The following is a 16,768-nucleotide window of genomic DNA, read 5'->3' on the forward strand; positions in this document are numbered from 1 at the left end:
TGCCAGCCATGCCAGGATCTGCTCTCGTTGTGATCGAGCCCGAATTCGTTTTTCGCAGTTTCAAAGCTGTCTTCGATCGCCCATCGATGGCCTTCGACCGCGACCAGCGTTTCAATTGATGTTCCTGCCGGGCACCAGGTCGAGAAGAAGGCGAGGTCATCATCAGCGATACGACGCCGGATCAGCAGACCGCGTGTCCAAAGACCTTGATCGACGCTGTTGAATTCTTCGGCATCGAGATCGGCTAGTTCGAGATAACACCAATCGTGCAGCCGCGGTCCTTTGGTTCCGGCACCGGCCGACAGGCGCTTCCAGTCGGATGGGCGTCGCGTCCGGGCGAGTTCCGCAGCCGTCCCGGCGACCGGCGGTCGCTTGCCCCAGGATCGGAATACATGAGCGCTGTTGACCCCAAGCACGTAGCCCTTGCCGGCCCGACGCAATTGCTGTTCGAGGTCGCCAACACCGTAAACGGTATCGCCGGCAACCCAGTTGAATGGGACAGACGCCGCTATCGCCCGTGCGATCATTCTCGTCGCAAGCTTTGGCTTGGTCGCAAAACCGACGTCGGCAGGCACGTATGTGGCTTCCAGGCGATCTGGATCGTCGGTCCATTCCTTCGGAAGATATAATGCGCGATCGATGAACGCATGGCCATGACGCGAAACGTAGGTAGCGAACACGCCGATCTGGCAGTTCGTAATCTTGCCTGCCGAACCGGTGTATTGCCGCGCCACGCCGCACGACGCCTTCCCCTGTTTGAGAAAGCCGGTCTCGTCGATGACGAGGACCGCATCGTCGTCTGCCAAATGCTCCATCACATAGTCGCGGACAATATCGCGCAAGGCATCGGCATCCCAATCGCTGCGACCCAAGATCGCCTGTTGCCGCCAAGGACCAGGATCGCCAGCGGCCTCCGCGCGCATCCAACCGGTCTTGCGTTGCTCATCACCGAGCAGACCTTCCAGAAACAGGCCCGCGTTCCTCGCAACACGTTCTTGCCCGAACAGCGGACGTATCCGCTTCTTAACCTCCCGAAGCGACGCAGCCCACAACGCAAGCGTCTCTTCAACTGACGCTGCCTGCGCCCACAATCTTCGAATCATGGTTGCCCATGGATTCACAAACTCTCAGAAAACACAACTGTAATGCTAGTCGCCGTCGGGATTCACGCCACGGCGGACCCAGCGTCGGAAATTTTCTTTGACCTCGGCCGGCAAGGGTGCCGGCCTGCGCGTCGCCTCGTCGATCATGACGGTGATGGCCTTCGCCGACGCCACGCATCTTCCTTCTGAAAACACCACCTGGTCGAAGGTGGTCGATGTCCGTCCGAATTTGACGAGGCCGAGCCCGAGCTCGATCTGGCCGGGCCAGTGCAGCTCGGCGCGGAAATGGATGTCGAGCCGCACCATGATCCAGCTCAGCCCCTGCGGCATCAGCCCCATGCTGCGATCCTTCACCAGCGTGACACGGCCGGTTTCGAAATAGGTGGCATAGACTGCGTTGTTGACGTGGCCGTTCGGGTCGAGATCGGCAAAGCGCACATTGTCGGACAGGCGATAGGGGAAATCTTCCAGGCGCGGCGTATCGTCGGCGCGGATCGGGGCGTTCACGAGAGGGGTCTCCGTCGGTTTCCGCCCATACAGCCGACTTGTCGAAGTTCAGCAAGGGGTTGCCGCGCCAGCCTCTGCCCCTATTATGCATGCCACGATCCGGCATCACCTCCCGGCTGGACAGGCGAGGGCCGTCCCAGTCGATTTCAACCGAAAAGAAGCGGATATGAGCGAAGTCATTAAAACCGATGTGCTGATTATTGGCGCAGGTCCCTGCGGACTGTTCGCCGTGTTCGAACTTGGTCTGCTCGACATGAAGACGCATCTGGTCGACATCCTCGACAAGATCGGCGGCCAGTGCGCCGAGCTTTATCCGGAGAAGCCGATCTACGACATTCCCGGCATTCCCTTCGTCACCGGACAGGGTCTCACCGATCAGCTGATGGAGCAGATCAAGCCGTTCAATCCGACCTTCCATCTCAACGAAATGGTGGAGACGATCGAGAAGATCGGCGATCCGCTGTTCCGCGTGAAGACCGATGCAGGTCAGGTGTTCGAGGCCAAGGTCGTGGTGATCTCCGCGGGCGGCGGCTCGTTCCAGCCGAAGCGGCCGCCGGTGCCGGGCATCGAGGCCTATGAGGGCACGTCGGTGCATTACGCCGTGCGCAAGATGGAGCAGTTCCGCGACAAGAGCATCCTGATCGTCGGCGGCGGCGACTCCGCGCTCGACTGGACGCTCAATCTGCATCCGGTCGCCAAGCGCATCACACTGCTGCACCGGCGCGACGATTTCCGCGCGGCACCGCACAGCGTCGAGCAGATGCGCACGCTGGTTGCCGAGGGCAAGATGGATCTGAAGATCGGGCAGGTCACCGCGCTCGAAGGTGCAGGCGGCCAGCTCTCGGGCGCGACCATCAAGGCGAACGACAATGCAGTTTCGACGATCGCTTGCGATACGATGCTGCCGTTCTTCGGACTCACCATGAAGCTCGGCCCGGTCGCGAACTGGGGCGTGGCGCTCGAGAACAATCTGGTGCCGGTCGACACCGCGGCGTTCGAGACCAACGTTCCCGGCATCTTCGCGATCGGCGACATCAACACCTATCCGGGCAAGCTGAAGCTGATCCTCTCCGGCTTCCACGAGGGCGCGCTGATGGCGCAGAAGGCGCATCGTTATGTCTATCCAGACAAACGATTGGTGTTCCAGTACACGACATCGTCATCGAGCCTGCAGAAGAAGCTCGGCGTGAACTGATTGCAGCCGAATTGTGACCGGCAGTCTTGGCGCGGATCATGTCCGTAGTTGTGCGGGGTACTAGAACACTCCGCGAAATGGACGTAGACTCCCGTCATCGGTTTGTCGATTGATCAGGTGATCACGATGCGGAACACGCTATCCAAATTTCGGCTGATCCTTGCGATCGCGGCAGCCTTTGTCGTTGCGCTTCCGCTTGCAGCTTCGGCGGCAGAGCCTTCTGCCGCCGGCCTCTGGCAGAAGGTCGTTGATGGTAAACCGGACGGCTGGTTTCTGGTGATCGATCACAACGGCGTCTTCGAAGGTGTGATCGCGAAGATATTCTACGAACCCGGAGAAGCGCCCAACCCGATCTGCGCGAAGTGCACCGATGATCGCAAGAACGCGCCTTGGCTTGGACTTCCCTTCATCCGTGACATGAAGCGCAACGGTCTGAAGTACGAGAACGGCAACGTGCTCGATCCGCGCGACGGCAAGATCTACAAGGCCAAGATGACGCTGAGCGCCGATGGGCAGACGCTGACCATGCGTGGCTATCTCGGCATCTCGCTGTTCGGCAAGGACGAGGTTTGGACGCGGCTGCCGGATGCCGAGATGGCTCAGCTCGATCCGGCGATCGTCGCCAGATACATGCCGTCGCTCGCGGCCGTCAAGACGCCGCCGGCACCGCCGACCACGACGAAGCGGCATTAGGAATCCGAAGAATAGAAAATCGTACTTCGTAGGTTTGGCGCGCATCGACTCGCAGCCAAACCCTCGCAGCTTGAAAACCGCTACGTTGAAACAGCGATCGTCTAGCGCTGCTGAGGCGCGGCCGGCAGCAGCGGTGCGACCGGTTCGGAAATGACTTCCGGCACGACATTGTCGAGTTGCAGCACGCTGGCGGCAGCAGGTACGGCGGCGTCCGCCATCGCCGCGTGTCCTTCGGCGGTGGGATGTACGGCGCCGCCGTAAACGGCGGAGAGGATGCCCCACGTCGCGTCGTGGATATCGGACGGCTGCATCGACGACGGCAGCCCCTGCGGATAGGTCATCGCCGCGAAATAGCTGTCATTGGCGTCGCGGATCCAGCGCGCGCGGGGCAGGTAGGCGCGATAGTCGCCAGCGCTGCGGCCGCATTTCAGCGGCTGGCTCGCAGCCGCGACAATGTCGGACACGAAGCTGTCGCCATTGGCGGAAAAGCAGTCGCGGTCGAATTCGGGATCGGTCGCTGCGCGCGCGCAGAAGCCATGGCTTGCAAACGCGTCCTGATGCGCATCGACGAACGTCATGCGGTCTGTTCGCGGATCGCGGCAGATGGTGCCGGACTGGCACTGTGCCAGCGCCTTCAATTGCGGCAGGAATTCGTTCTGCACGAAGCCCGAGACGGTCGCGAGCCGCTGCGGATCGGCGTTGAAGGAGGGATGGATATCAAAGCCGGCGCGGCCGCCGGGGCAGGGCGCACCGCCATTGTTCAATGCCGGATTGGCATAGGCTGTGTAGATGACGTGCGAGAGGTCGCCGCCGACCAGCGGCTTCAGCGCGTCGCGCAGCTTCGCGAAACCCGACGGCAGATCGCGCGCCAGCGCCGAGCGGGCATCGTCGACGGTCGCCAGCGAGCCGCTGCGCTTGAACAGCGTGCGTTCGGTCGGCGTGTCCACGATCACGTCGGCGACGAGACCCGAGAAGTAGATGTCGTTGGCGCCGATCGACAGCAGCACGAGATCGAGCGTCCGGTCCGGCTGGCGCCGTTTCGCGGCGGCCAGCGCCGCGCGTAGTTCGGCAATCTGGCCGTTGACCGTGCCCGAACAGGAGCTGGCGTTCTTGGTCGGCAGGCACTCCCGCGCCTGCTGCGATCCGAACAGGCCGTCCGAGATCGTGGCGCCGGTGCAGGCCAGCGGCAGATAGGTCACCGCGATGTGCGGATACTGCACGGCGAGCGCCAGCGCGGTGCGGGTCTGATAGCTGTAGAGCGAGCGGTGGCAGGCCGAATTGAGCCAGAGCGCGCTATGGCGCTGCCAGTTCGACAGGGTGTCGGGCGCCTCGCAGGCGCGTCCTCCCTTGAAGCCGGCGCGGCTCGGCCGGTAGTACTGTGCGCCGCCGAGATAGGAGCGGAAGCAGAAGCCCTCGTCGGACAGCGCGATAGCGCGGTCGGGATTGCCCTCGCCGGATGCGATGCTGTCGCCGAGGCCGGCGATCAGGAAATCACGCACCGCGATCTGCGTCGTGACACGCTGGTCCGCTTCCGAGCCGCTCGAGACGTCGACGGTTGCGACCGTGGTACGGCCGTAGCGGACGCGCAAATTGACCGGCTCGGCGCAATCGAATGTCGAGGATTGCGGCCCATCGCCGTCGTCGAACGACCACGCGCAGGTGGAGCCGACCGGAACCGAGCCGGTGAGGCGGACCGAGATCGCATGGTCGATCGGGGTGAGATAGTTTTCCTTGACGTTGTCGCGGGTGCAGGGCTCGTTGATACGGCCTTGCAGGTCGATACAGAGCCGGTTGACCGTGTTGCGCGCCCAGCCGCGGCCGTCGCTCTGCAACTCCAGCGCCTGCTCCGAGGCGAGCACGGTGCGCCCGAGGCCGCTCTCGACATGGAGGCGGAAGTCGCGTTCCTCGCGGAACAGGCGGAAGCGGTTGCGGACCTCCCAGGAGATCTGCAATGGGGTGTCCTGCGCCTGGGCGGCGGTCGCGAATGCCGCCACTAGCGCGCTGCCGAGCAGCACTGCGCAGACCGTCAAACGAAAGGAAAATCGAGCCAAAAAACCAACCATGGCGCGTTTGACGTCAACGGTACGGCAAAAATAAGAGAGGCGGGTTAGGGGAACAAAAAACCGGCGCGGGGACTGATAACGTCGATGTTACTGCTTCAGCCGCCTGATCCGCTGCTGTCGGCTTTCGATCGGCTGCCGCACGGTCGCCGAAGCCGTGCAGGCCTGACTAAGTCGCTTTCGTTCCTGCCAGGGCTGCACCACGTTGAGCCACAACTCACGCATGCCCATGATCGAGATCGAAATCCCGAATGGGATCAGGAAGTAGAGGATACGGAACACGACCAGCGTCGCCAGCAGCTGTTCCTTGCTGAACTCCGGCAGCGCCACCAGCATCGCGGCATCGAACACGCCGATCGAGCCGGGAGCATGACTGGCGAAGCCGAGCAGGGTCGCGAGGATGAAGACGACCGCCAGCGAGACGAAATCGATATGCGGCTCGGTCGGCATCAGGAGATACATCGCGAGCGCGCAGAAGCCGAGATCGACCACGCCGATCAGGACCTGCAGCAGCGTCAGGTTCGCCGAAGGCAGCACCACCTTCCAGCCGTTCTGGCCGAGCTCGCGGCGCTTCTCGCCGGTGAGGAGCCAGACGAAATAGGCGCCGATGCCGGCGAGGCAGCCGAATGCGATCAGCCGGTTCATCGACGGCGGCAGCAGGTCCATCGCTGACGCTGCGCCCGGGTGCCAGGCCATGCCGATACCGAGCACGAAGAGGTTGCCGAGCCAGAACGTCAGTCCCGACAGGAAGCAGATCTTGGCGACGTCGATGGCGGTCAGGCCGTAATCGGAATAGATCCGGAATCGGATCGCGCCGCCGGTGAAGACGGTGGCGCCGATATTGTGGCCGATCGTGTAGCTGGTGAAGCTCGAGAGCGCCGCGATCCGGTAGGGGACGTGATTCTTGCCGATCGTGCGCAGCGCGAAGAAATCGTAGAACGTCAGTGTGCAGAATGCCCCGACCACGCAAAGGGCCGCGAGCCCGATCCGGTGCGGCGCGATGTCGGTCAGCGCCGTGAGGATGATACCGGTATCGACGCCCTTCAGCGTCCGGATCAGCGTCGTGACCGCGAACACGATAATGAGCACACTCGCAGCGATCCCGAGCCGTTTCCAGCCGATCTTTTCCTTGAAGCCACGCCCGAGCGTGGTCAGCAGCCGATGCATTCATCCTCCCGGCGGGGCGGCAAATTTCAGTGGGACCCGGTCACGGACGACGACCGGTGACGGGCAGACGCACCGTGCGCGATGACCCATAAGGCAAAACCGGCGCGTTGTGCAGTCCTTGACAAGCCAAGCTTCGGCTCCCCTCCGTCGTCGTTGTCATATTGGCTACATATGTCCTGGTCATGCGGAATGTGAGTCGCAGCCAAGGCATCTGCGGCGTCCGGTTCACCGCACGTTCCGGTGTTCCGGCTGATTTCGTCCAGATTTTTCCATTTTTTGCGCTGCGGCGGAGTCGCCATCCCAATTCCCGAATAGACGATATGCATGGGGGTTGGGGACGTCGCAGCCACCGGCGTCGTTCACCAAAGCAGCAGGTCGGCGCGGATGTGGGGCGCCCGGTTGGGACGGCAAGCCCCCGATAGAGCATCAGTCCGTAGGTCTATTGAGGCAAAACGCCGCGCAACGTGGCGCACGTGGCCTGCGTCGATCATGGCCCGACGACATCCTTCGATCCAAAGCGAAGTGTCCGGTCGAAACGAATGCCTATGTGTCGCATTGATCGCGAGAGCGAGGTGAGCCATGCAACCCATATCCATGAACGTCCGGTCCTTGCCGGATCCGCGCGCAGCGTACCGTCCAGGGCCGAGCAGGCTTGCGATGACGCTGACGCTCGCCGCGATGAGCCTCGGCTACGGCGTCGTGCAGCTCGACGTCACCATCGTCAACACCGCGCTCAATGCAATCGGTGCCTCGCTCGGCGGCGGCGTTGCCGAACTGCAATGGGTGGTCAGCGCCTACACCATCGCTTTTGCCGCCTTCATCCTGACCGCGGGCGCACTTGGCGATCGCATCGGGGCCAAGCGCATTTTCATGGCCGGCTTCGCGATCTTCACCGCGGCTTCAGTCGCCTGCGCGTTCGCGCCCGACGCCGTGACGCTGATCGCGGCCCGCTGCGTGCAGGGACTGGCCGCGGCCATCTTGGTGCCGAACTCGCTCGCGCTGCTCCGCCACGCCTACGCTGACGAGAAGGCGCGGGGACGTGCCGTCGGCATCTGGGCCGCGGGTGCGAGCCTCGCATTGACCGCGGGGCCGTTCGTCGGCGGCGGGTTGATCACGCTGGTCGGCTGGCGTGCGATCTTCCTGGTCAATCTGCCGATCGGCCTGGCCGGGCTGTGGCTGGCGTGGCGCTTTGCCGGCGAGACCACGCGCCACCAGCAGCACGAGCTCGACCTGCCGGGCCAGCTCGCCGCGGTTGCTGCCCTCGGCACGCTGGCNGGGCGCGCTGATCGAAGGCGGCGCGCTCGGCTGGAGCCATCCCCTCGTGGTCGCGGGCTTCGTTCTGGCAGCGGTTTTCGCCGTGCTGTTCGTGTGGCGCGAGGCGCGCGCGGCGCAGCCGATGCTGCCGTTGTCGTTATTTCGGCGGAGGATCTTCGCGCTGACCTCGCTGGTCGGCCTCCTCGTGAACGTCGCGTTCTATGGCCTGATCTTCGTGGTCAGCCTTTACTTCCAGCAGGTCAACGACCTGTCGGCGTTCGCGACCGGTCTTGCTTTCGTCCCGATGCTGAGCGCGGTCCTGCCGGTCAACCTGATGGCGCCGCGCGTCGCCGAACGGATCGGCGCGCCGGCGACCATCGCGCTCGGCGCCACGATCGCCGCTTTAGGATGTCTGGCAATGCTCGGCATCGATCGCGACACGAGCTATCTCGCGATCTTCCTGCAACTGATTGCGCTGGGCGGCGGGCTCGGCCTCCTGGTGCCGCCGCTGACATCCACGTTGCTCGGCAGCGTCGAGCCGCAGCGCGCAGGGATTGCCGCGGGCGTGCTGAACGCCACGCGGCAGACCGGCAGCGTGCTCGGCGTTGCGCTGTTCGGGTCGCTCGTTGGCCAGCCCGCGGCGTTCGTCAATGGCTTGCACGCATCGCTCGTCATCTCGGCCGGCGTGCTGCTGGCGGCAGGCGCGTCGATCTGGATCGGCGCGTCATCACAGGCGCGGCAATGATCGAAGCAGGTGATTGCGGAGTGGCGCCGGCGCGCTGCGTAGCGCCGGCAATTGCGGCTCGCCCGGCTTCGGGAAAATCCTGTCACGCCGTTGAAGGCTTCTTCACCATGGGCGGAACCCGGTCTGGTGCCGGTTACCGTTCGTACACCAATGGGGTCGCTTTTATAGGTCCATAACGGGGGCCTATATGTATCGCGTACTCACCTGCCTCACCTTGGAGCATGACTGGCGGCTGGTCGTCCTTGGCGGGGTGATCTGCATGCTCGCCAGCGCCGTCGCGATCAGCCTGTTTCACCGCGCCCGCGCCGCGCACGGCCGCGCGCGGGACATCTGGATAGGCCTCGATGCCGCGGTGGGCGGTTGCGGCATCTGGGCCACCCACTTCGTCGCCATGCTGGCGTACGATCCCGGCATGGGCGCGGGCTACAACATCCCGATCACTGTCATGTCGCTGGTCCTTGCCGTGGCCGTCCTGGCCGTCGGACTTGCGGTCGCCTCGCTCGACGGACGCTGGTGGACGGTCGCTGCCGGCGGCTTGATCGTCGGGATGGGCGTCGCAGCGATGCACTACACCGGCATGTCGGGCCTCGAATTGCCCGCGCGCATCATGTGGTCGCCCGGCATCGTCGTCACTTCGGTCGCGTTTGGCGGCCTGTTTGCGGCACTGGCACTCATCGTCGCCGCGCGCGGTGATAGCTTCGGCTATACCGCAACCGCGACCGGCCTGCTGACGATTGCGATCGTCTCGCACCACTTCACCGCGATGGGCGCGGTCACCCTGATCCCGGATCCGACCATCGTTGCTGACGGACTTTCGGTTTCGCCGTCGGTGCTGTCGTTCATGACCGCTGTCGCGGCCTTCGCCATTCTCGGCATTTCGCTGATTGCCGCCATGCTCGATCGTGGTGCCAAGACCGAGCTTCACAAGCAGAAGGTCGTGCTGGATACCGCGCTCGAGAACATGTCGCAGGGGCTCTGCATGTTCGATGCCGACGGCCGCATCATGCTCTTCAATGAGCGCTATGGCGAAATAATGGGGCACAGTCGCGTGCCGCTGCAGGGACGCCTGCTGATCGACGTCCTGCAGGATCTTCGCTCGGCTGGTGAGTGGGACGGCGATCCGGAGGAATTCAGCGCCGGCATGATCTCGGAGGCAAAGGCCGGCAATACCGCGACGCGGATCATCGACCGCAATGGTCGCGCGATCCGCGTCGTCGACCAGCCGATGAAGGGCGGCGGCTGGGTTGCGACCTTCGAGGACATCACCGAGTGGCAGCAGGCCCAGGAGCGGATTTCGCACATGGCGCGGCACGACGCGCTGACCAATTTGCCGAACCGGACGCTGTTCCGCGAGCAGCTCGAGAAGGCGCTGCGGCTCGCCAAGCGCTCCGACCAGGTCGCGGTGCTCTGCCTCGATCTCGACCATTTCAAGGAGATCAACGATACGCTCGGGCATCCGGTCGGCGACGCGCTGCTCCGGGAAGTGGCGCGCCGTCTGGGCGAGTGCGTGACCGAGCGCGATACCGTGGCGCGGCTCGGCGGTGACGAATTCGCCATCGTGCAGTTCTGCAGCAACAGCGAGCCGTCGGTGGTGTCGGCGCTCGCCAGCCACGTCGTCGAGAGGATCGCCACTCCTTACGAGATCGGCGGTCACCAGCTCGTGATCGGCGTCAGCGTCGGCATCTCGCTTGCGCCCGAGGACGGCAAGGGTCCCGATGAGCTCCTGCAAAAGGCCGATCTTGCGCTGTATCGCGCCAAGGCCGACGGCCGCGGCACCTACCGCTTCTTCGAGACCGGGATGGACGCACGCGCGCAAGCGCGGCGCATGCTGGAGCGTGACCTGCGGCTGGCGCTGCAGCGCGACGAGTTCGAGGTCCACTACCAGCCGATCCGCGACGTTGCGGGCGATCGCATCGTGGCGTTCGAAGCATTGGCACGCTGGAACCACTCGCTGCGTGGTCTGATTGCGCCCAACAACTTCATTCCCGTTGCCGAGGAGACCGGCCTCATCGTTCCGCTCGGCGAGATCGTGCTGCGCAAGGCCTGTACGGACGCAGCGGGCTGGCCCGAGGACATTGCCGTTGCCGTCAACCTGTCTCCGGTGCAGTTCAAGAACCCGAATCTGGTGGCGTCGGTGAAGGCGGCGCTGCAAGCGTCCGGCCTGTCGGCGGATCGCCTCGAGCTCGAGATCACGGAATCGGTGCTGCTGCAGAACAGCGAAGCGACGCTTGCCGTGCTGCACGAGCTGCGCGGGTTCGGTGTCCGGATCTCGCTCGACGATTTCGGCACCGGCTATTCGTCGCTCAGCTATCTGCGCAGCTTCCCGTTCGACAAGATCAAGATCGACCGCTCCTTCGTCACGGATCTTGCGACCCGCGACGAGTCGATGGCGATCGTGCGCGCGGTCACCGGTCTCGGCAAGAGCCTGGGAATCGTGACCACGGCCGAGGGCGTCGAGACCGATACCCAGTTCGATCTGTTGCGCCGCGAGGGCTGCACCCAGGCGCAGGGCTATCTCTTCAGCCCGCCGCGGCCCGCCGCCGATGTGGCCAAGATGCTGCGCAGGCAGCCTGAGCGGTCCGCGGCCTGATCGGGTGAGCGTCTAACTCTTGCGCAGGGCAAAATAGGCGCCGCAAAACGCCATCGCCGCGCCGAGACACAGCGCGGCAAGGCCGGCGAGCGCGGCCGAAATGGCCGAGACGGAACTTGGCGCTGACGCAGCCTGGCTGGCACCGGCGAGGATCAGCACGCCGACGACGATCAGGAATCCCCGCATCCTTTGCGGGATCCGGCCGGACACCGCACTGTGCATCAGGTTGGCGGTGAAGTAGCCGCCCGAAAACCCGACGGTTGCGATCAGCCACCAAGCGATCGCCGCACCTGCGGGCATGAATTCGTGCGTGTCGGAGCGCCACAGCCCGCCAAGATCGAGTCCGTAGCTCGCGCCAAGCATGTGCACGGCAAGCGCCAGCAGCACTCCGGATACCATCGCGCCGCCGAGGATCAGGTAGCGCGGAAAATAGGTCGTCTCGGGCATGTGTCGCTTGTAAGATAAAGCCGGCGCGGGGCGCAAGCATCGACCGGCGCGAGATCCTGTGGAGAGGCATGTGTCATGGCGAGTGGCTTGCTTGCGCTGATGGTGGCTGCGCTGTTCACCGGGGCGGCGTTCTATGTGAATTTTGCCGAGCAGCCGGCGCGGCTGACCCTCGACGACCGGGCATTGCTCACGGAATGGAAGCCGTCCTACCTGCGCGGATTTGCGATGCAGGCGCCGCTCGCCATGATCGGTTTCATCCTCGGCATGATCGCGTGGTGGCAGGCATCGCATCCGGCCTTCCTGATCGGCGCGATCGCGATGATCGCGCCATGGCCCTGGACGATCTTCGGCATCAAGCCGACCAACGATGCGCTGCTTGCCATCACGCCAGACAACGCAGGCCCGGAGTCGCGAGCGCTGATCGTGAAGTGGGGCGGGCTGCACGCGGTGCGCACCGTGCTTGGTGCCATCGGCTCGCTCGCCTTTCTCTGGGCATGCCTGGAGCAGTAGGAAGGTGACATGACGGCCGCTGCCGCCGAACCGGGTGCGGAGCCTGTGCGCTATGCCTACAAGGCTTCGCTGATCGGCTCCGCGCATCAATTCGAGCTGACCGATGCCGGGCTGTCGTGGACGATCGCCGGCAGATCGGGCGTGTGGGACTATGCGGACATCTCCGCGGTCAAGCTGTCCTATCGCCCGGTGTCGATGCAGCAGCAGCGGTTTCGCGCCGACATCGACAACGCCAAAGGCGGCCGCATCGCGATCCTGTCGACCACCTGGCAGACCGCGACGCTGATCGCGCCGCAGGGGCATCTCTATCGCGACTTCATCATCGAACTGCATCGCCGGATGCAGGCGGCCCGCAGCAAGGCCGTGCTGACCGCAGGCCTCGGGCTGAAGACCTATACCGCGGCGCTCACACTGCTGGCATGTCTCGCCATCGCGATGACGGGATTGTTGCTGCGCGCGCTGGCGACGTCGGAGTGGACGGGCGCGCTGTTCCTGGTCGGCTTCGCCGCGCTGTTCGCCTGGCAGGTCGGCGGCTTCATCACGCGCAACCGGCCGCGGCGCTACAGCTTCGATCACTTGCCCAACGCGTTGCTGCCGGCAGTGGTCCGCAAACAAGCGCAATGAAATGTGACTTCGTCTGCGCATCCCTACGCGGCATCGTCTGTGCGCGATGTCGTGGCCGGAGGGCAGGGGCGTGGAGGATCGAAGCTTGCGGATTCCGTCCAATGACGAGATTGCCGCGATCAATGCACGGCATTTGATCCAGACGCCGCTCAGGCCCGCCGACCTCCTTTTTGTGTTCGGCACACGCATGGACGTCGCCGAGCGGGTGGATACGGCGGTCGGCCTCTGGCGCGACGGGCTGGTGCGCTGGTCGATCGTGAGCGGCGGCGTGACGCCAGGCGATCATCGTTCCGAATGCGCGATCATCAAGGCTGCGATGGTCGAGCGCGGCATGCCGGCCGAGCGCATCCTCGAGGAGCACCGCGCGCAAAACACCGGCGAGAACGTGATCTTCTCGCTTTCCGTGATCGACGCTGTGCTCGGGCGCGACAGCATCCAGAGCGTGATCTGTCTCGGCAACACCTGGACCGCACGGCGCTATCCGATGACACTGCAACGGTACTGGCCGGAGGTCGAGAAGATGCTGGTCACCGTCGATACTTTCGCGACGCCGCGTGCGCTCTGGCACACCGATCCGGAATTCCGCCGCCGCATCCTGATCGAATGGGACAAGATCGAGCCCTACAAGGCCAAGGGCTTCATCGCGGAGTGGCCGGTCGCCTGAAGGCTCCTGGCGCTATTCCGTCGAGGCGAAATCCTCTTCCGTCGCGCCCAGCATTCCCGCGAGCGTCCGCAGGCCGAGGTCGAGCTGCTCCATCGGCGGGGNGGGGCCGCAAGCGCGAGCCGCACCGCGTTGGGCGCGTGTCCCGGCGTGGCGGCGAAGGTCGTCGACGGCGTCAGCGCGATATCGCGGCGTGCTGCGGCGGCGACCAGGGTCTGCGAGCGCCAGTGTTGCGGCAAGGTCAGCCAGAGGTGATAGGATTTGGGGTTGGTCTGAATCTCGAAACCGGCCAGATGCTTCGCCGCGATCTGCTGGCGACGGCCGGCATCGATCCGCTTCAGACGCGACAATTCGGCGGCGGTGCCGTCGGCCATCAGCCGCTGTCCCGCGGCGAAGGCATAGCCCGATGCCGTCCAGCCGCCCGAGCGCACCGCAGCCATGATGCTCTCGCGCAACCGCGCCGGGGCGACGATGAAACCGAGCGCGAGGCCCGGCGCCACCTTCTTTGACAGGCTGTCGAGCACGATGCAGCGGTCAGGCGCGAGCGCGGCCAGCGGCACCTCGTCGTCGAGAAAGCCATAGACGGAATCCTCGATGACGATCAGGCCGAGTTTCTCGACCACGCGCAACAGCTCGGCACGGCGCTCGGCCGGCATCGTGATGCTGAGCGGGTTCTGGATCGTCGGCTGGATGTAGATCGCGGACAGATGAGCCTCGCGGTGCGCCTTCTGAACGGCGTCCGGACGCACGCCATGCTCGTCCATCGCGAGCGGCACCAGCGTGACGCCGAGCCGCGCGGCGATGCCCTTGACGAAGGGATAAGTCAGCGCCTCGACGCCGCAGCGCCCGCCGGGCGGTACGACGGCAGCGAGTGCCGCGGCGATGCATTGTCGTCCGTTGGCCGTGAACACGATCTGGTCGGGATTCGGCGTCCAGCTCCTGCGCGCGAGGAATTCCGAGGAAATGGTTCGCGCCGCACGGGTGCCGAAGCTGGTCGCCGGCCGCAGCGCGCCCTCGAGTACCTCGGGCCGTTCGAGCCCTTCGAGGCTCTTGGCGATCATCGTCGCCTGGTGCGGCAGCAGCGGATAGTTGAATTCGAGGTCGATACGGGCGCCGCGCGGCTCGGTGGGGGCCGCGATCCCGCGGCGTGCCTCGCCGGATACGAACGTGCCTCGGCCGACTTCGCCGACCACGAGCCCACGCCGCAACAGTTCGGTATAGACCCGGCTCGCGGTCGAGACGGCGATCTTGCGCTCATAGGCGAAATGGCGCTGCGGCGGCAGGCGGTCGCCGGCCTTGAGCGCGCCGGAGGCAATCTCGGCGGCAACTGCATCCGCCAGCTTCAGATACTCGAACCGCGACATTATTGCACCGAGAGCAATGTTTTACTTGCTCCGAGAAATGTACCGGATCATTTAAGACAGAACAAGCCCGCGATTGTACTGAGGAAAGCGCAAGCAATCCGAAGTCCTGGACGGTGCAGGTGCGCGAACGAGCGCCTGCGCCAACGGCATCGCTTGGCCGCGCGGGCACCGAAGGAGATGACAATGACCACGATATCCTCAGCCGCGGTGCTGCCCGCGCGGCCAAGTTTATTGGGCAGATTGCTCCGATTGATCCGAGGCTGGAGCGATGCACTCGCGACCTATTGGATGCGCCGCGAGGCGATCAAGACCCTGCAGCAGCTCGACGACCGGTCGCTGCGCGATATTGGGATCTCCCGCTGCCATATCGAGACCGCCGTCGCCGGCAATCTCGATCTGGAGCTCGTTCGTATTCGCTGAGCCTGCCGGATGCGGCGCTGGCCACGAGCTTAGTGCCGTACCACGAGCACGGAGCATTTGGCGTAGCGCACGACGTGCCCGGCGTTGGAGCCAAGGAAGTAGGTGCGCATCGCCGGGCGGTGCGAGGTCATCACGATCAGGTCGGCCTTCATAGCGATAGCCTCTTCGAGGATCTCGTGATAGATGCCGCCCTGGCGGACCACGCTCGAGATGCGTGACGGGTCGATGCCGGATTCGCGCGCCACGATGGCAAGCGCCTCTTCCGACGTTTCGCGCTGCTGGCTGTCGAAATCCGCCGGCACATATTCGGCGAGCATCACCGGCGTCATCGGCAGGACATTGAGCAGGCGCACCGAGCCGCTCCATGTCTGTGCGAGCGTCGCCGCGGTTGCGATCGCAGGCTTCGCCAGATCGGTATCGGCGAGGTCGATCGGCACGAGAATGGACTTGTACATCTGCGCCTCCTGTCCGCGATTGGTCTGGAGCCGTTTCGTCCCTGTGACGCCGGGACGCGTGCCTCTTCTTGTTATCGTGCGATGCGTTCTTGACGCGAACGGGTCCCCCTGTCGCGCAAGGGAACTATAGCATGGCGCGGCCGTGGTGTCCGCCCGCGTCAGCTGCCCGAGGCCTGCTTCAACAGTTTTGGGCTGACGAACAGCACGAGCTTGCCGCGGCGAAACGACACCTCGTTCCAGTCGTTGGTCGCGAAGTCGAAGACGGCCAGTCCCGAGGTCGGCAGATTGTGGCTGAGCGCGCGCCTTGCGGCGTCGTCGCCGCTGCCGGTCAGGGTCAGCGCGAGTTCATGCATTCCGGGATTGTGCCCGACCAGCATCAGCCGCTTCGGGTCGGTGGCGGATGCCATCCGGATCGTGGTCAGCAATTGCGTCGGATCGGCGCCGTAGAGTTCCGGCAGGAATTCGACTTTCGGCGGCCGCGCGACACCCTTCATCGCGTCGCGTACAATCTCCCAGGTCTGCGTCGCGCGGACCGCGGGTGACACCAGCGCCAGGTCGGGGACGGGTGGATGATGGGCGATCCAGCCGCCGACCTCCGCCGCATCGCGGTGGCCGCGATCGTCGAGACGACGGTCCTGGTCCCGCCCCGAAGGTGCGTCGGTTTCGGTCTTGGCATGACGCAACAGCAGCAAACGGCGCATAAACTTCCATTTCGATTCGTTCGGGTCGAATTAATTCTACAGGCTCATGTCCTGGACAAGGTGACAAGCACCGCAGCGGTTCGTAAGAAAACGCCATGAGCGAGACTTCCACAAGTGCGACAGGCGGCCCCGATGACGCGGCCTCGTCATTCCGTGCGCGTTTGGCGTTCGACCTCGATGTCGACATTTGTGTGGTCGGGGCAGGGCTCGCCGGCCTGACGGTGGCGCGCGAGGCGGCGCGGCTCGGTGCGAGCGTCGCCGTGCTCGAGGGC

At 64.6% G+C, this 16,768-nt stretch carries 15 protein-coding genes and 3 pseudogenes; 10 read left to right on the forward strand and 8 right to left on the reverse strand.

The genetic code is table 11. The features are described from left to right. The coding region (locus tag AS156_RS10585; protein ID WP_066500704.1) for an IS701 family transposase at positions 1–1,103 on the reverse strand (1,103 nt) is incomplete at its 3' end. Between the two features lie 45 nt (positions 1,104–1,148). Further along, the gene (locus AS156_RS10590) at positions 1,149–1,610 is read right to left on the reverse strand and encodes an acyl-CoA thioesterase (RefSeq protein WP_066503529.1); all 462 of its coding nucleotides are present in this window, start codon (positions 1,608–1,610) and stop codon (positions 1,149–1,151) included. Positions 1,611–1,776: 166 nt separating this feature from the next. Between AS156_RS10590 and AS156_RS10595 the strand changes: the two genes are divergently transcribed. Both AS156_RS10595 and AS156_RS10600 read left to right on the forward strand, forming a co-directional pair. Next, entirely contained in the window at positions 1,777–2,805 is a 1,029-nt protein-coding gene (locus AS156_RS10595) for an NAD(P)/FAD-dependent oxidoreductase (RefSeq protein ID WP_066503530.1), read from the forward strand. Positions 2,806–2,931: 126 nt separating this feature from the next. Next, positions 2,932–3,498 carry a DUF2147 domain-containing protein gene (locus AS156_RS10600; protein WP_066503575.1) on the forward strand — a complete coding sequence of 189 codons (567 nt, stop codon included), beginning with the start codon at positions 2,932–2,934 and terminating at the stop codon, positions 3,496–3,498. Between the two features lie 101 nt (positions 3,499–3,599). Here AS156_RS10600 and AS156_RS10605 read toward each other — a convergent pair whose 3' ends face one another. Beyond that, the gene (locus AS156_RS10605; RefSeq protein ID WP_430641791.1) at positions 3,600–5,549 is read right to left on the reverse strand and encodes an SGNH/GDSL hydrolase family protein; all 1,950 of its coding nucleotides are present in this window, start codon (positions 5,547–5,549) and stop codon (positions 3,600–3,602) included. 99 nt (positions 5,550–5,648) lie between these two features. Beyond that, positions 5,649–6,725 carry a lysylphosphatidylglycerol synthase transmembrane domain-containing protein gene (locus AS156_RS10610; protein WP_066503532.1) on the reverse strand — a complete coding sequence of 359 codons (1,077 nt, stop codon included), beginning with the start codon at positions 6,723–6,725 and terminating at the stop codon, positions 5,649–5,651. 717 nt (positions 6,726–7,442) lie between these two features. On the opposite strand from AS156_RS10610, the pseudogene AS156_RS44165 reads away from it, so the two are divergent. From AS156_RS44165 to AS156_RS10620, 3 genes and pseudogenes are all read left to right on the forward strand, one after another. After that, positions 7,443–7,999, forward strand: a pseudogene (locus AS156_RS44165) (MFS transporter); the annotation flags it as partial. A 1-nt stretch (position 8,000) separates the two neighbouring features. Next, positions 8,001–8,724, forward strand: a pseudogene (locus AS156_RS44170) (MFS transporter); the annotation flags it as partial. A 187-nt stretch (positions 8,725–8,911) separates the two neighbouring features. Beyond that, the gene (locus tag AS156_RS10620) at positions 8,912–11,314 is read left to right on the forward strand and encodes an EAL domain-containing protein (RefSeq protein ID WP_066503534.1); all 2,403 of its coding nucleotides are present in this window, start codon (positions 8,912–8,914) and stop codon (positions 11,312–11,314) included. A gap of 12 nt (positions 11,315–11,326) precedes the next feature. Here AS156_RS10620 and AS156_RS10625 read toward each other — a convergent pair whose 3' ends face one another. After that, a complete protein-coding gene (locus AS156_RS10625; protein WP_066503535.1) occupies positions 11,327–11,761 on the reverse strand; it encodes a hypothetical protein in 435 nt (144 codons plus the stop codon). 75 nt (positions 11,762–11,836) lie between these two features. Here AS156_RS10625 and AS156_RS10630 point away from each other — a divergent pair, with 75 nt between their 5' ends. Genes AS156_RS10630 through AS156_RS10640 form a run of 3 tightly spaced genes read left to right on the forward strand, consistent with a single transcriptional unit; the run spans position 11,837 to position 13,559 of the window. Next, entirely contained in the window at positions 11,837–12,271 is a 435-nt protein-coding gene (locus AS156_RS10630) for an anthrone oxygenase family protein (protein ID WP_066503538.1), read from the forward strand. Positions 12,272–12,280: 9 nt separating this feature from the next. Further along, on the forward strand, positions 12,281–12,895 hold the full coding sequence (locus AS156_RS10635) for a hypothetical protein (protein WP_066503539.1): 615 nt from the start codon (positions 12,281–12,283) through the stop codon (positions 12,893–12,895). Between the two features lie 46 nt (positions 12,896–12,941). Then, positions 12,942–13,559 carry a YdcF family protein gene (locus tag AS156_RS10640; protein ID WP_082747423.1) on the forward strand — a complete coding sequence of 206 codons (618 nt, stop codon included), beginning with the start codon at positions 12,942–12,944 and terminating at the stop codon, positions 13,557–13,559. Positions 13,560–13,661: 102 nt separating this feature from the next. On the opposite strand, the pseudogene AS156_RS10645 reads toward AS156_RS10640, so the two are convergent. Further along, positions 13,662–14,920 (reverse strand): annotated as a pseudogene (locus tag AS156_RS10645) (aminotransferase-like domain-containing protein); the annotation flags it as partial. A 183-nt stretch (positions 14,921–15,103) separates the two neighbouring features. Here AS156_RS10645 and AS156_RS10650 point away from each other — a divergent pair. Continuing rightward, positions 15,104–15,340 carry a DUF1127 domain-containing protein gene (locus AS156_RS10650; RefSeq protein ID WP_066503577.1) on the forward strand — a complete coding sequence of 79 codons (237 nt, stop codon included), beginning with the start codon at positions 15,104–15,106 and terminating at the stop codon, positions 15,338–15,340. Positions 15,341–15,369: 29 nt separating this feature from the next. On the opposite strand, the gene AS156_RS10655 is transcribed toward AS156_RS10650, so the two are convergent. Both AS156_RS10655 and AS156_RS10660 read right to left on the reverse strand, forming a co-directional pair. Next, positions 15,370–15,795, reverse strand: a complete 426-nt coding sequence (locus AS156_RS10655; protein WP_066503541.1) for a universal stress protein — start codon at positions 15,793–15,795, stop codon at positions 15,370–15,372. A 158-nt stretch (positions 15,796–15,953) separates the two neighbouring features. Continuing rightward, positions 15,954–16,496: a SixA phosphatase family protein gene (locus AS156_RS10660; protein WP_066503543.1), complete on the reverse strand. Its 543-nt coding sequence runs from the start codon at positions 16,494–16,496 to the stop codon at positions 15,954–15,956. Positions 16,497–16,591: 95 nt separating this feature from the next. Between AS156_RS10660 and AS156_RS44175 the strand changes: the two genes are divergently transcribed. After that, a partial coding sequence (locus AS156_RS44175) for an FAD-dependent oxidoreductase (RefSeq protein WP_245312700.1) occupies positions 16,592–16,768 on the forward strand: 177 nt, incomplete at its 3' end.

The organism is Bradyrhizobium macuxiense, from assembly GCF_001542415.1.
GTDB lineage: Bacteria > Pseudomonadota > Alphaproteobacteria > Rhizobiales > Xanthobacteraceae > Bradyrhizobium > Bradyrhizobium macuxiense.

Excerpts from the sequence above, each read along its gene's own strand:
- AS156_RS10610 (WP_066503532.1), bottom strand. The coding sequence starts at position 6,725 with ATGCATCGGCTGCTGACCACGCTCGGGCGTGGCTTCAAGGAAAAGATC.
- AS156_RS10600 (WP_066503575.1), top strand. The coding sequence starts at position 2,932 with ATGCGGAACACGCTATCCAAATTTCGGCTGATCCTTGCGATCGCGGCA.
- AS156_RS10640 (WP_082747423.1), top strand. The coding sequence starts at position 12,942 with ATGTCGTGGCCGGAGGGCAGGGGCGTGGAGGATCGAAGCTTGCGGATT.
- AS156_RS10630 (WP_066503538.1), top strand. The coding sequence starts at position 11,837 with ATGGCGAGTGGCTTGCTTGCGCTGATGGTGGCTGCGCTGTTCACCGGG.
- AS156_RS10650 (WP_066503577.1), top strand. The coding sequence starts at position 15,104 with ATGACCACGATATCCTCAGCCGCGGTGCTGCCCGCGCGGCCAAGTTTA.
- AS156_RS10625 (WP_066503535.1), bottom strand. The coding sequence starts at position 11,761 with ATGCCCGAGACGACCTATTTTCCGCGCTACCTGATCCTCGGCGGCGCG.
- AS156_RS10595 (WP_066503530.1), top strand. The coding sequence starts at position 1,777 with ATGAGCGAAGTCATTAAAACCGATGTGCTGATTATTGGCGCAGGTCCC.
- AS156_RS10660 (WP_066503543.1), bottom strand. The coding sequence starts at position 16,496 with ATGCGCCGTTTGCTGCTGTTGCGTCATGCCAAGACCGAAACCGACGCA.
- AS156_RS10620 (WP_066503534.1), top strand. The coding sequence starts at position 8,912 with ATGTATCGCGTACTCACCTGCCTCACCTTGGAGCATGACTGGCGGCTG.
- AS156_RS10655 (WP_066503541.1), bottom strand. The coding sequence starts at position 15,795 with ATGTACAAGTCCATTCTCGTGCCGATCGACCTCGCCGATACCGATCTG.
- AS156_RS10635 (WP_066503539.1), top strand. The coding sequence starts at position 12,281 with ATGACGGCCGCTGCCGCCGAACCGGGTGCGGAGCCTGTGCGCTATGCC.